This window comes from Paenibacillus diazotrophicus, from assembly GCF_042610465.1.
In genome coordinates this window covers 1,014,385-1,027,280 of sequence record NZ_JBGJZN010000001.1, presented here as the reverse complement: position 1 = coordinate 1,027,280, position 12,896 = coordinate 1,014,385, and the positions used below count along the sequence as shown (strand labels likewise).

The following is a 12,896-nucleotide window of genomic DNA, read 5'->3' as shown; positions in this document are numbered from 1 at the left end:
ACGCAAAAAGGCAGTCCGGAGAAAAGTCCGGACTGCCTTTTTGCTTGACCACGGGATGGATCTTAACTCTGGGGAGCGATGTCTGTTTTGGATTCCAGGTATTCCAGAGCGTTGTAGAGCATAATAGCGGCTTCGGCGCGTGTGATTTCACTTTTTGGATTAAACTTGCCGTCGGTATCCAAGGTGTTGATCTTGTATTTCAACGAGCGCTGAATACTGCCTTGGAAGGAAGGGTTCAATGCATCTGCATCGGTGATGTCGACAGGGACGATATTGATCATTGGCAGATTGCCCGCTTTTTCTACCCCTTGGATCAGCAGGTTCGTGAAAAGTTCTTTGGTCATTGGCTTCGCTGGGTCGATATCGGCGGCAATTTCAATCCCGTTGTAGTGCGCGTTAATGAAAGCTTCCGTGTACCAGGCATTGTCCTTAACCTTGGAGAACAGGCTGCTGGCGAGCGGTGCTTTATTGAAGTCTATAGCCGCAAGGCTCAGCTGAAGTCCTCCTGAGATGAACTGTATCCCTTGAGCTGTGGATACTTTGGAACCTGGAAGGAACTTGGTGTCTGAGATGCCTTTAATCAAACCTTGGTCCTTTAGGGAATTGATTTTGTCTTTGCCGGTTATGCTGTCAATATCCTTGAAGCTGCTGTCAGCGGCAAAGATGGGGCCGGCGAGTGAAAAACTAAGAAGGGATAAGCTGGTGACCGCTGCAAAAGCTGTTTTTTTAAAGTTCATATGAATGCCCGCCTTTGATTGTAGAATTCAGGCCGTTGGCCTTTTTCAACTCTTAGACGACACAGAATATGGAAAGGTTGCAGGCAATTGATTTTTTAGCACTATTGGAGGTTAGTCTACACGGTTTGAATGCTTAATCTACGGGAATATATATCGTGATACGCATATGATCGGGAAACGAAGAGTTCATCACATCCGTGATTTCAAAATCCGGACCTTCCCGCCGTTCATAGCCGGAATTTGGCAGCCAGGTTCCATATATATAGTTGCGGGTTGTTGGAGTCAGCGATGCTGGTCCATAAGCTTTGAACATGGCATACTTTCCTGCGGGCAGGATGAACCGATGGTAATTCTCATCCGGTAATGGTGCGGTTTCTGATACCGCCTCCCCTACGATAAATGAGAAGTCGCCATTGTCCTGATAATCACAAGAAATACCGTAAGACATTCCAGGAGAGACCTTTTCCGTGATAGGCATAAAGCGCCCGTGTCGTCCGAAATCATCGTAAAATGCGGGAATATCCGCGTAATGGCCATCTCCGTTCAGGCTGGTTTTGTATCTGCAGCCGATGATAGGTGTGCGTTCAAGCTGGATCAAGGTTGGTTTGTCCATTTGCTCTACATCTCCTTCGGTATTTTTATGCAGCTCCAAAAAGTTGATTTTTTGCTGGGATGCAGTAATCATATCCAGAGATTTGCGGTACTTGCCTGGAGTCACACCTGTATAGCTTTGAAAAGCTCTTGTGAAGGCCTCCTGGGACTGATATTGGCAGTCCAGGGATATTTGCAGTACACTTTCACTGCTGTGGCGCAGGTGCTTTGCAGCTTCGGTAAGTCTCCGTTTACGGATGTACTCGTGTACAGTAAAACCGGAAACCGCCAGGAACATCCGTTGGAAATGAAATGCCGAGAAACAGGCTTTGCCGGCAATCTCGGTAATCCGCAGTTCTTCCTGCAGATGTTCTTCAATATAATCCAGCGACAGCTGAATCCTTTGATAATAACTCATCCGTTTCATCCCTTTACAAGTGGAGTACAAATTCTATTATGAGGCATGAGAAATGATTTTTTTTGATGGTTTGTGCGTAACTTCCATGCATAATGTTATAATAATGTCAGACCCTTTACTCAAAGGGGCATTTATATTCTCAATCTGCGCTTCCTGAAAGGTGGGAGACTTAAGGTGAACCCGATTGCTACTATCAGTCAGCAATTTGCTGCCCAAAACTATAAATTGACGCCTCAGCGTGAGGCTATTGTCCAAGTTCTGCTTGATAATAAGAAGGACCGTTTAAGTGTTGAAGAAGTATATATGCTGGTGAAGGCCAGTTATCCGCATCTTGGACTAGCGACGGTGTACCGGACACTTGAACTGCTATGTGAACTTCATATTGTTGAAAAAATGAATTTTGGCGATGGGGCAGCACGTTATGATTTGCGCGATGATAATCATGCCCATATGCATCATCACTTGATATGCAATGTGTGCGGCAGGCTGGAGGAGATCAAGGACGATTGGCTCCATGACCTGGAGCTGCGGCTGGAGCAGGAATATGGCTTCATGGTTACGGATCACCGGCTGGACTTCAAAGGCACATACCATACATGCAAACGGAGCGGCTGTAAAGGAGAAAAGGAATGCCAGGCGGTTTAAGAAGTCTGGTTCAGCTATGAGCGGACGGTTAACAAGTTCAGGATTTAGCCAAGGCTGGAGCTTTTGCACCTCAAAAAAAACGGCATTTCAAGAGCGTACACCATACGCTTTGAGATGCCGTTTTTGCTATTGATCAAGGCCGGGACGGCACAAAAGACTTAATCCAAGTTCCGAAGCTGCCCGGATTACGGGATTGCACGAGCACCACGCCCTCACCGCGGAACCTGCAGACCAGAGCTTCACCACTCGTTAAGCTGTTCAACCAGCCGGAGGCTGCTTTTTCCACCTTGTAATCCATATAATCCGGCCAGGCCACCAGATGCCCGTTGTCGATGATCATTTCCTCGCCGGGTTCCAGATTAATGGCATGAATGGCTCCGAACGATGAGAGGAACACGGTTCCGCTGCCGCTGATCTCGATAATGAAGAATCCTTCTCCTGAGAATAGCCCTCGTGTCAGATTCTGCATTTTTGTATTGACCTGAATGCCATGGGTACCGGCGAGAAAGCCGTCCTTTTGTACATACAGCTTGTACGACCCGTCCAGCTCTATGGCCTGAATGTCACCAATGGAACCTGGAGAGAGCAGGACTTCACTTTGCCCTCTTGTCGCCGTCAGCTCCTGGAAGAAAAACTTCTCCCCGCTGAGCATTCTCCCGAGACCCCTCATCAGCCCCCCGTCAACAGTACCTCTAAGTTCCACATTCGGGGACATGGCGACCATGGCTCCCATCTCCGCTTTGACACTTTCACCCGGATTCAACTGCACCTTAAGCATGGCAAAAGCACCTTCGTACAATACATCGTATTTCATGAATTCCCCTCCGCATCCGTGGTTACCGGCTTTTCCTAGTTTTCACTTTCAAGGATACTGTACCCAAAGCTGCTTGTGCAAGCGGCCTGCGGCAGGCGTGATGATTATAGTCAACTTTACCGGGAAATTGTCATATGAATATGTTAAAATTAAAAATATCAGCAGGTTCTGACACCCATCTGCTGACCATTCAGAACAATAAAGGAGTGCAAGCGCAAATGGCACGCACAAAAACACAAAAGGCACTGCTTCAAGCAGAACGCTCCGGTACCTGGTGCGCGGAACGAAACCGCAGGAAGAACGATCAATACGGCACGATATCACAGCATGTCCGGGTTACCCCGAGCAAGCGGGAAAAACTTAATAAGGTCAAACACAAGGAGCGGATCTTTCAGGATGGCGCTCCTTTTGCATGTCTGGAGAAGGCGCAGAAGAATTATTTTACGGTAAAGAAGCCATTTCTGTCTGCCGGCTATACGTACGATATTGTTTGGGCGACATCCCGAAGCGTCCCCGGAACAAACGGTGGAAGTAAGTATAATTGGCAAAGCCGCATGTCTCGGAGACATGCTCCAGCGGCATAGGGCTGAAGGTGATCCGTTCCCGTGCCATATCCAGCCTGACGTCGTTCACATACTTGACGATTGTGGTGCCAAAAGCCTCTTTAAATAAATGAACCGCACGGGAGACCGAAATATCCACATGTCCCGCCACATCCTCAAGACGGAAAGGATAAGCGGCATGTTCCTCGACATATTGCTTCATGCGGTAAGCCAGATAGCCCTTAGGCGATACCGCTGGCTGTTCAGACATCAACCGGTCGATTTCCAGGCACAGAATCTGCAGATAACAAGCAGAGATCTCCGGTGAGGGGTTGGACAGCCGGCGCTGCTCCAGCACGATTTGGCGGAAGAGGCCAAGGAAATAATCACTTAGCGGCATGGGCAGAACCAGCGGGCGCTTCTTGCGGGTCCACCATTCTTCAATCCAGGGCCCCCCGCAAAAAATATGATAATCACCGCTTTCAATGCGGGGCTTCCCTACGGGATAGCTTTCTTTGTCGATGCTTAGATAATAAGGATCACTTGGTGCGAACAGCATAAGATCACCGCTCTCCACAGTGGTGAGAACACCATCGACCAGGGTCCGGCTTCGTCCTTCCGTCTGCAGACGCAGAAGATAATATTGAACGCTGTCACCGCCAGTCATATGGAATGGCTTACGGTGTACTGAGAATCCTGCAGACAGGATGTGGCAAGGTGCTGTATGTGTCATAGGTCCTCCCTGATGATGAAGTGGGGAAAATAAATAGTAAGCAGATTGTTCATGTATTAATCATATTCTTCATTTTATTATATACGCTTTCATATTACTATGAACCTGAGCAAAAAACATATAAATAAGGTGGAGGGGGCTTTATAGCGGCTCTGAAGGCTACATAGATACGCTAATGGAACATAAGGGATAAGGGAGACAGATATTGGAGATTCAGGTGCTTGCAGCCCTTTTGTTCAGGTGAGTCATGTAATCTGGCACCCAAGGACTAGGAGTAACAGAATAGATAGGAACGTACAAACCAAACCATGAGGAGTGAGGCAAACATGCTGAAGATCGGCTTGCAGCTGTATACGCTGAGAGAAGAACTGGAACAGGATTTTGAAGGAACCCTCCGCAAGGTGGCTGAGCTTGGATATGCCGGTGTGGAATTTTATCATTTCTTTGGACGGACGGCAGAGGAAGTGAATGCGCTGCTTCAAGAAACCGGTCTTACCGCACTCGGAGCACACCGTCCGTATGATGCCATGCTGAATGATACGGAGCAGGAGATCAGCTTCAATCTGGCTATCGGCAACCCCAATCTGATTGTCCCTTATTTGACTGAAGAGCAGCGGAATTGGGAAAAGGTTGCAGCAGATCTGCGGATTATCGGAGAGAAATGCAGCGCCCGCGGCGCCGTTCTTTCTTATCATAATCATGAATTTGAATTCACAGAGCAAATCGGCGGCCGGACCGCTTTTGATTATATCTTCGAAGAAGTTCCTGCAGAAGTATTGAAGGTGGAAATGGATACCTGCTGGGTATATTACGGCGGATATGATCCGGTAGAGTACATTCACAAATATTCCGGACGACTGCCCATTATCCATCTGAAGGATATGAAGAAGCTAGACGACGGATCGGCAGAGACAGTAGTTCTGGGCGAAGGGGAAGTAAATTTGGCCGATATTCTGGAAGCCGCTGATGCAGCAGGTGCAGAATGGGCAGTTGTAGAGCAGGATTATTGCAGCCGTTCACCGCTTGAAAGTGTAGCGGACAGCTTAAAATGGATTAAAGCATACGCCAATCAAGGAGGAAAAGTTCATGTCTAACAAACTCAAAATTGCTATTATCGGTTGCGGAGGTATCGCAAACGGCAAACATATGCCAAGTCTGTCCCGTCAAGAGAATGCCGAAATGGTGGCCTTTTGCGACATCATAGAGGAACGTGCACAGGAGGCGGCGAAAACCTACGGAACGAAGGATGCAGCTGTCTACACGGATTTCCGTGAGCTTCTGGCCCAAGGCGGTTTTGATATCGTTCATGTATGTACACCTAATGACAGTCATTCCGTGATCTCGGTAGCAGCACTTGAAGCCGGCAATCATGTGATGTGTGAGAAACCGATGGCTAAGACGACAGCCCAGGCTCAGGAAATGCTGGATGCTGCACGCAGGACCGGCAAAAAGCTCTCCATCGCTTATCAGAACCGCTTCCGTTCAGACAGTGAATACCTGAAGGGACTCTGTGAGAGCGGAGAACTGGGCGATATTTATTATGGCAAAGCCATTGCACTGCGTCGCCGTGCAGTACCTACATGGGGCGTATTCCTGGATGAAGAAAAGCAAGGCGGAGGCCCGCTGATCGATATCGGGACTCATGCGCTCGACCTGACCCTGTGGCTGATGGATAATTACAAACCGCGTATGGTAGTCGGCTCGACTTTCCACAAGCTGGGGCAGAAGAAAAATGCGGCCAATGCCTTCGGTCCATGGGACCCTGAACAATTTAAAGTAGAAGATTCTGCATTTGGTTTCATTACGATGGAGAATGGGGCTACAATCTCCCTGGAATCCAGCTGGGCGCTGAACGTATCGGAATTCGGTGAAGCCCAAACCATGCTTGCTGGCACAGAGGGCGGAGCGGACATGAAGGATGGTCTGCGTCTGAACGGAGAACGTGCCGGACGTCTGTATGAGACCAAAGTGGACCTCTCCTCGGGTGGTGTGGCATTCTACAGCGGTTCTGCTGAGAGTGAAGCGGACCGGGAAGCCCGCCTGTGGCTGGAAGCAGTAATTGAAGACAAGGAGCCGGTAGTTAAACCGGAACAGGCTTTTGTCGTTACACAAATTCTTGAAGCCGTCTATGAATCGGCACGTACAGGTCGTGCGGTGTATTTTGACGGAAGCACAGACAAGTAATTAGAAAAAGCAACATCTATTGAAACAGGAGTGGAGACCATGAGTTTACAGAAACATACCATTGTCATCATTGGTTATGGCGGTATGGGCAGCTATCACACACAATTGATTCAGGAGGACGGCCGCCTGGTGGTGGCTGGAACGTTCGACCTGCTGCAGGAGCGCCGAGGCGCCTCCGAAGCGGCAGGGTACACCGCTTACGTTAGCTATGAGGATGTACTGGCAGATCCAAAGGTTGATACCATACTGATTGCAACGCCGAACGATGTGCATAAAGATATCGCTATCTCTGCGTTCCAAGCAGGTAAGCATGTCATCTGTGAGAAACCGGTCGCTCTGTCGTCAGATGAGTTCAAAGAAATGACGGAGGCGGCAGAGGCGGCCGGGCGTGTACTGATGGTACATCAGAACCGGAGATGGGATGAAGACTTCCGGGTCATCAAGGAAATGTATGAGCGTAACACGATCGGTCCACTGTTCCAGCTTGAATCGCGTGTTCACGGAGCCAACGGTATTCCGGGTGACTGGAGGCATGTGAAGGCACAGGGCGGCGGCATGCTGCTGGACTGGGGGGTTCATCTGCTGGATCAGCTGTTGTTCATGATTGACAGTAAAGTAACCAGTGTGAGCAGCAGCCTGAGCTTTATTCTGGGCAATGAAGTGGATGATGGCTTCGAGGCCCTGCTGCAATTCGAGAATGGTATCAAAGCTGTCGTCGAAGTGGGGACTACCAATTTTATCACACTCCCAAGATGGTACGTCAAAGGTACAGAAGGCACAGGGATTATTGAAGATTGGTCATTGAGGGGCCGTATTGTTACCCGTAACCAGAAGAATGAGAGACGGGAACCTACCCCGATCCGCGCCGGTGTCGGTCTCACCAAGACCATGGCTCCTCCATCAGAAGGAGCGACGATTACTGAAGCGCTGCCGCAGGCAGTGGAACTGTCCTCCAGCTTCTATAGCAACTTTGCGGATGTAATTGAGGGCAAGGCAGAGCCGATTGTCAAAAATACCGAGGTAATGCGTGTATTGAAGCTAATAGAAGCGATATTTGAATCGGCTGAGACTAATCAGACCGTGAAGGATTTTGACTTGTACTAAACAGGATTAACAATCGTTAATGAGAGGCGGCAGAGCAATGAAACTTGGTGTATTTATGGTGCTTTTCGGCGGTCGCAAGCTGGAGGACGCGCTGGATTATGTAGCTTCCAAAGGACTTAAGGCAGTGGAGATCGGTACCGGAGGCAATCCGGGTAACAGTCATTGTGATCCCAAGCTGCTGCTGGAGAATGAGACAGCGCTCCAGGAATTCAAGCATGCAGTAGAGTCACGCGGTCTGATGATCAGTGCGCTGAGCTGTCACGGCAATCCGCTGCATCCCCAGAAAGAGCTCGCTCGCAAAGATCACGAGGATTTCGTGAACTCTGTGAAACTGGCGCAGAAGCTGGGTGTTTCAGTTGTGAATACCTTTTCTGGATGCCCGGGCGACCATGAACATGCCAAATACCCCAACTGGCCGGTAGCTCCGTGGCCGAATGATTATCAGGAGATTCTGTCTTGGCAATGGGAGAACAAGGTCATCCCTTATTGGACTGAATGGGGCGCGTTTGCTGCACAGCACGATGTGAAGATTGGCCTTGAGCTGCATGGGGGCTTCTCCGTGCACACACCGGCTACACTGCTCCGTCTGCGGGAGGCTGCAGGCGAAGTAATCGGCGCGAACCTTGATCCGAGCCATATGTGGTGGCAGGGTATTGATCCCGTGCAGGCCATTCATATCCTGGGACGCCAAGGTGCAATTCATCATTTCCATGCCAAAGATACCGTGATCGATCCGGTCAATGTGAATATGTACGGTTTGACCGATATGCAGTCCTACACGAATATGCTGGACCGGGCCTGGCAGTTCCGTTCAGTGGGCTACGGTCATGATGTGAAGGTCTGGGCGGATATCATCAGCGCACTGCGATTAGTTGGCTATGATTATGTAGTCAGCATTGAACACGAGGACGGGTTGATGTCTATTGAAGAAGGATTCTCCAAAGCAGTAGACAATCTCCGCCAGGTATTGATTGAGGAGCCTCTAGCCGATATGTGGTGGGTCTAAATGAATGGAGAGCTTTACAAAAGTCAAATTAGATGATCAGCAGCTTAGAGCATTAGTAACGGGCACATTTGGAAATGATATATCTTTGATCAGCAGCAAGGAGTTGACCGGAGGTTTTTTCAATACTGCTTATGATCTTGAACTATCAGACGGCAAATCCGTGATTCTGAAGGTCGCCCCTGCTGAGGAGACAGCAACGCTTAGCTACGAAAAAGACATCATGCGTGCTGAAGTGAAGGCGCTTCGCCTGGTTCTGGCCAGAGGCGGTATTCCGGTGCCGGCTGTGTATGGATTCGATGAGAGCTGTGAACGGATTCGAAGTCCTTATTTTTTCATGGAAAAGGTTGAGGGAACGCCCTACGATGAGGTCAAAGAGAGTCTCACGGACAAAGGTAAAGCCTCCATTGAACGGGAGCTGGGCCGATATCAATACCTGATTAATAAAATTACTGGCGAACATTTTGGGCTTTTTGGAGAATCTGCAGGAGCCGCGGGAAGAACATGGCGTGAGACTTTTACAACCATGATTCATGCTGTGCTGGATGATGGCGAAAGATTGGAAGCTAAGCTACCGTCTTCCTATGAGGACATCAGGCAGGGGTTGGAGAGGTATCTGCCTGCACTTGATGAGGTAACTGAACCTCGTCTGATTCACTGGGATCTGTGGAATGGCAATATTTTTGTCAAAGACGGTGTGATCGTGTCGATCATTGACTGGGAACGCGCGCTCTGGGGGGATGTGCTGCTTGAATATTACTTCCGCCATTTTGAGAATTCTCCTGCGTTCCTGGAGGGCTACGGCGTACCTTTTAACACTCCTGGTGAGCAGCTCCGCATCAGGTTGTACGACCTGTATCTTGATCTGATTATGGTCATTGAGTGTTATTCCCGGCAATACAAGGATGAGAATCATGTACGCTGGGCCTTTGATAATTTGCGTGAAACCTTGAAAGACTTTGTAGATACAGTTGAAGAGAAAGTGTGAAAAAGCGAAGGCCGGTTCTCACAGGAGACACCGGTCTTCTTGCCGGTAATAGCAGCAACGGCCTTAGCACAGCCATGTAGAATTTTGCTATACCCTTGTGTTTCGTGTATATTTTGTAAAGGCTTATTTCTTGTAAGCGTGAATTAAGCCAGCTCTAATAAATTGGGTATTTCCTATTTTAGAAATGTCTGTTTTCACAAGTATGAAGACGTTTGCTACGGCATCGCCGATTTTCAGAAAATTCTTGACGTAAGCACATGTAAATAGATAAAATAATACTTATTGTGTGTTTTTTACGTATTGAGAATCTTTATCGTAATTTGAAAAGAAACGAGAGGGTGACAGGATGGAGCGCCTTTTAGAGGTAAAAGACCTGGCTATATCATTCAGAACACGCGGAGGCGAAGTACAAGCAATCCGTGGAGTTAGCTTTCATGTGAATAAAGGGGAAACACTGGCGATCGTGGGCGAATCCGGTTCCGGTAAGAGCGTAACTTCGCAGGCCGTTATGAAGCTGGTTCCCCAGCCGATGGGTGAATACAAGCGCGGACAGATTTTGTTCGACGGTCAGGACCTAATCGGTAAAACGGAAAAGCAAATGCAGAAGATCCGCGGGAAAGAAATCGGAATGATTTTTCAGGACCCGATGACTTCGCTGAATCCGATGATGAAGGTCGGCAAGCAAATTACCGAAGTGCTGTTCAAGCATGAGAAAATCACCAAGGATGCTGCGTACAAACGCGCTATCGAACTGTTGAATCTGGTGGGTATTCCTTCACCGGAACGCCGTTATCAGCAGTATCCGCATGAGTTCAGCGGCGGGATGCGCCAACGTGTGGTTATTGCAATGGCACTTGCGGCTAACCCTAAGCTACTGATTGCCGATGAGCCGACAACCGCGCTCGATGTAACGATTCAGGCACAAATTCTGGATCTGATGAAGGACCTTCAGAAGAAGATTGATACCGCAATTATCTTCATTACACATGATCTTGGAGTTGTAGCCAGAATGGCTGACCGTGTTGCGGTAATGTATGCCGGTCAAATTGTTGAGATGGGTACAGCAGAAGAAATCTTCTATGACCCGAGACACCCGTATACCTGGGGATTGCTGGCTTCCATGCCAAGTCTCGAGAGCAAAGGATCTTTGCTTACTGCGATTCCAGGAACGCCTCCAGATCTGATCAAGCCGCCAAAGGGCGATGCTTTTGCACTCCGCAGCACTTATGCGATGCAGATCGACATGGAGAAAGAACCACCAATGTACAAGGTATCTGATTCCCATTTGGTGAAGTCTTGGCTCATGCACCCCATGGCGCCTGCGGCAGAACCGCCTGAAGTGGTGAAGAAGAGACAGCGCGTGCTTAGCAATGCATATCCTCAACCGGTGCTGGTAGAGAACGCCGGCGATTATTAATAATAGTAACGAGGCGTCAAGTTCCTTAACGGGCTTGGCGCTTTTTTTGTGCTGAATAAAAGATTATACTTTAAGTAAATGTGAAACATAACTAATATATATAAATAAAAGTATTGACTATTTCATTTCCGGACGGCAAAATGTAAGGGTATACATAGGAGGCTAGAGGATGAAAAAAAGAATGTTTACCACTTTAATATCGTTGTCTATATTGTCGGCATGCAGCAGTAGTAACAGCAACCCTGAATTTAGTAATGTTTCTGTTCATGACCCCTCTGTAATCAAAGTGAATGATACGTTTTATGTCTTTGGTTCCCACCTGGCTTCAGCCAAATCCAAGGATCTGATGAATTGGACACAGTTGTCTTCGGGCGTTGCCGATGGCAATGTACTTATACCTAATGTAACCGAAGAATTAAGTGAGACACTCAGCTGGGCGCAGTCGGATACCCTCTGGGCACCTGATGTCATCCAGCTATCCAACGGGAAATTTTATATGTACTATGACGCCTGCAGAGGAGATTCTCCACTGTCGGCGATGGGAATCGCAGTATCTGACAACATTGAGGGACCCTACACAAACAAAGGGATTATTCTTAAATCCGGTATGGCAGGCACCGGCGATGACGGTGAGATTTATGATGCAACGGAGAAACCTAACGTAGTGGATCCGGATGTGTTTTTTGATAAGGAAGGCAAGCTTTGGATGGTGTATGGCTCCTATTCTGGGGGGATCTTCATTTTAGAGCTGGATCCCGCGACCGGGTTTCCGCTGCCTGATCAAGGTTATGGCAAGAAGCTGCTAGGGGGCAATCATGCCCGGATTGAAGGGCCTTATATGCTCTACAGTCCGGAGACCGATTATTACTATCTTTTCCTCTCATATGGGGGTTTGGATGCGAACGGCGGCTATAATATCCGCGTTGCCCGCTCCAAGAATCCGGATGGTCCCTTTGAAGACTCGGAAGGCAAGGCTATGATTGATGCGAAAGGTACAGCTGGCGTACTGTTCGATGATCCGGCATACTCTCCATATGGAGTGAAGCTGATGGGTAATTTCGAATTCACAAATACAGAAGATGAAGCGGAGTCTGGAAGTAGTGGTTATGTGTCTCCAGGACACAATTCAGCTTATTACGATGCCAAGAGCGGTCAGTATTTCCTCATTTTCCATTCCCGTTTTCCTGGAAGAGGTGAGGAACATGAGGTCCGTGTACATCAGATATTTATGAATACAGACGGATGGCCGGTGGTAGCTCCGCACCGTTACAGTGGAGAAAAGATTGGAAAGTACACTACCAAAGAGATCAGCGGCGGCTATGGATACATCAACCACGGCAAAGACATCACTGCTGATATAGTCAGCTCGGAATCCATTGAATTCACAGCTGACGGGAAGATCACGGGGGCGGTTGAAGGCACCTGGAAGTTGACTGGAGATCATAATGCAGAGGTGACTATTGATGGAGTGGCTTACAGCGGAGTTTTCCTGAAGGAGTGGAATGAAGCGGCTGGTAAAAACGTAATGACGTTTTCAGTGGTCTCAACTGCTGGCGTCACACTCTGGGGAAGCCATGATGTGCCGGATACCGATAAGAATTAAACGTTACACCAACCCGCTACCCAATATATAGCAAGAGTAATAATCTTCTGGTGATTCCTGCCACAAAAGCACCAGCAGTTATACCAGTAATTATGCCTCCAGACCCACCTGTTGTGT

Annotated in this window: 12 protein-coding genes and 1 pseudogene; 9 read left to right on the top strand and 4 right to left on the bottom strand. The window is 48.4% G+C overall.

Going from position 1 to position 12,896, the window contains the following annotated elements:
* Positions 1–62: 62 nt before the first annotated feature.
* Complete coding sequence (locus ACAN54_RS04605) at positions 63–737, bottom strand: S-layer homology domain-containing protein (RefSeq protein WP_379153027.1); 675 nt, start codon at positions 735–737, stop codon at positions 63–65.
* 133 nt (positions 738–870) lie between these two features.
* The gene (locus tag ACAN54_RS04600) at positions 871–1,746 is read right to left on the bottom strand and encodes an AraC family transcriptional regulator (protein ID WP_379153025.1); all 876 of its coding nucleotides are present in this window, start codon (positions 1,744–1,746) and stop codon (positions 871–873) included.
* A gap of 174 nt (positions 1,747–1,920) precedes the next feature.
* Between ACAN54_RS04600 and ACAN54_RS04595 the strand changes: the two genes are divergently transcribed.
* A complete protein-coding gene (locus ACAN54_RS04595) occupies positions 1,921–2,391 on the top strand; it encodes a Fur family transcriptional regulator (RefSeq protein WP_379153023.1) in 471 nt (156 codons plus the stop codon).
* A 133-nt stretch (positions 2,392–2,524) separates the two neighbouring features.
* On the opposite strand, the gene ACAN54_RS04590 is transcribed toward ACAN54_RS04595, so the two are convergent.
* Complete coding sequence (locus ACAN54_RS04590) at positions 2,525–3,205, bottom strand: TIGR00266 family protein (protein WP_379153021.1); 681 nt, start codon at positions 3,203–3,205, stop codon at positions 2,525–2,527.
* A gap of 134 nt (positions 3,206–3,339) precedes the next feature.
* On the opposite strand from ACAN54_RS04590, the pseudogene ACAN54_RS29910 reads away from it, so the two are divergent.
* Positions 3,340–3,606 (top strand): annotated as a pseudogene (locus tag ACAN54_RS29910) (hypothetical protein); the annotation flags it as partial.
* Positions 3,607–3,646: 40 nt separating this feature from the next.
* On the opposite strand, the gene ACAN54_RS04585 reads toward ACAN54_RS29910, so the two are convergent.
* Positions 3,647–4,480 (bottom strand): helix-turn-helix domain-containing protein, encoded by an 834-nt coding sequence (locus ACAN54_RS04585; protein ID WP_379153019.1) that lies wholly within the window; start codon positions 4,478–4,480, stop codon positions 3,647–3,649.
* A gap of 326 nt (positions 4,481–4,806) precedes the next feature.
* Here ACAN54_RS04585 and ACAN54_RS04580 point away from each other — a divergent pair, with 326 nt between their 5' ends.
* The 7 genes from ACAN54_RS04580 to abnB all read left to right on the top strand — a co-directional run bounded on the left by ACAN54_RS04580 (position 4,807) and on the right by abnB (position 12,779).
* Positions 4,807–5,574 (top strand): sugar phosphate isomerase/epimerase family protein, encoded by a 768-nt coding sequence (locus tag ACAN54_RS04580; protein WP_379153017.1) that lies wholly within the window; start codon positions 4,807–4,809, stop codon positions 5,572–5,574.
* Positions 5,567–6,664 carry a Gfo/Idh/MocA family protein gene (locus tag ACAN54_RS04575; RefSeq protein WP_379153015.1) on the top strand — a complete coding sequence of 366 codons (1,098 nt, stop codon included), beginning with the start codon at positions 5,567–5,569 and terminating at the stop codon, positions 6,662–6,664. Before ACAN54_RS04580 ends, ACAN54_RS04575 begins: the two co-directional genes overlap by 8 nt.
* Before the next feature lie 39 nt (positions 6,665–6,703).
* On the top strand, positions 6,704–7,768 hold the full coding sequence (locus ACAN54_RS04570; protein ID WP_379153013.1) for a Gfo/Idh/MocA family protein: 1,065 nt from the start codon (positions 6,704–6,706) through the stop codon (positions 7,766–7,768).
* A 37-nt stretch (positions 7,769–7,805) separates the two neighbouring features.
* The gene (locus ACAN54_RS04565) at positions 7,806–8,774 is read left to right on the top strand and encodes a sugar phosphate isomerase/epimerase family protein (RefSeq protein WP_379153011.1); all 969 of its coding nucleotides are present in this window, start codon (positions 7,806–7,808) and stop codon (positions 8,772–8,774) included.
* A gap of 4 nt (positions 8,775–8,778) precedes the next feature.
* Positions 8,779–9,759, top strand: coding sequence for a phosphotransferase family protein (locus ACAN54_RS04560; RefSeq protein WP_379153009.1), 981 nt, complete (start codon positions 8,779–8,781; stop codon positions 9,757–9,759).
* Between the two features lie 346 nt (positions 9,760–10,105).
* Positions 10,106–11,176, top strand: coding sequence for an ABC transporter ATP-binding protein (locus tag ACAN54_RS04555; RefSeq protein ID WP_379153007.1), 1,071 nt, complete (start codon positions 10,106–10,108; stop codon positions 11,174–11,176).
* Between the two features lie 169 nt (positions 11,177–11,345).
* The gene (gene abnB / locus ACAN54_RS04550; protein ID WP_379153005.1) at positions 11,346–12,779 is read left to right on the top strand and encodes an arabinan endo-1,5-alpha-L-arabinosidase AbnB; all 1,434 of its coding nucleotides are present in this window, start codon (positions 11,346–11,348) and stop codon (positions 12,777–12,779) included.
* Positions 12,780–12,896 lie beyond the last annotated feature (117 nt).

What these genes read in the sequence shown, in the direction of transcription:
- ACAN54_RS04605 (WP_379153027.1), bottom strand. Translation starts at nt 737, where the DNA reads ATGAACTTTAAAAAAACAGCTTTTGCAGCGGTCACCAGCTTATCCCTT.
- ACAN54_RS04600 (WP_379153025.1), bottom strand. Translation starts at nt 1,746, where the DNA reads ATGAGTTATTATCAAAGGATTCAGCTGTCGCTGGATTATATTGAAGAA.
- ACAN54_RS04590 (WP_379153021.1), bottom strand. Translation starts at nt 3,205, where the DNA reads ATGAAATACGATGTATTGTACGAAGGTGCTTTTGCCATGCTTAAGGTG.
- ACAN54_RS04585 (WP_379153019.1), bottom strand. Translation starts at nt 4,480, where the DNA reads ATGACACATACAGCACCTTGCCACATCCTGTCTGCAGGATTCTCAGTA.
- ACAN54_RS04580 (WP_379153017.1), top strand. Translation starts at nt 4,807, where the DNA reads ATGCTGAAGATCGGCTTGCAGCTGTATACGCTGAGAGAAGAACTGGAA.
- ACAN54_RS04575 (WP_379153015.1), top strand. Translation starts at nt 5,567, where the DNA reads ATGTCTAACAAACTCAAAATTGCTATTATCGGTTGCGGAGGTATCGCA.
- ACAN54_RS04570 (WP_379153013.1), top strand. Translation starts at nt 6,704, where the DNA reads ATGAGTTTACAGAAACATACCATTGTCATCATTGGTTATGGCGGTATG.
- ACAN54_RS04565 (WP_379153011.1), top strand. Translation starts at nt 7,806, where the DNA reads ATGAAACTTGGTGTATTTATGGTGCTTTTCGGCGGTCGCAAGCTGGAG.
- ACAN54_RS04560 (WP_379153009.1), top strand. Translation starts at nt 8,779, where the DNA reads ATGGAGAGCTTTACAAAAGTCAAATTAGATGATCAGCAGCTTAGAGCA.
- ACAN54_RS04555 (WP_379153007.1), top strand. Translation starts at nt 10,106, where the DNA reads ATGGAGCGCCTTTTAGAGGTAAAAGACCTGGCTATATCATTCAGAACA.
- abnB (WP_379153005.1), top strand. Translation starts at nt 11,346, where the DNA reads ATGAAAAAAAGAATGTTTACCACTTTAATATCGTTGTCTATATTGTCG.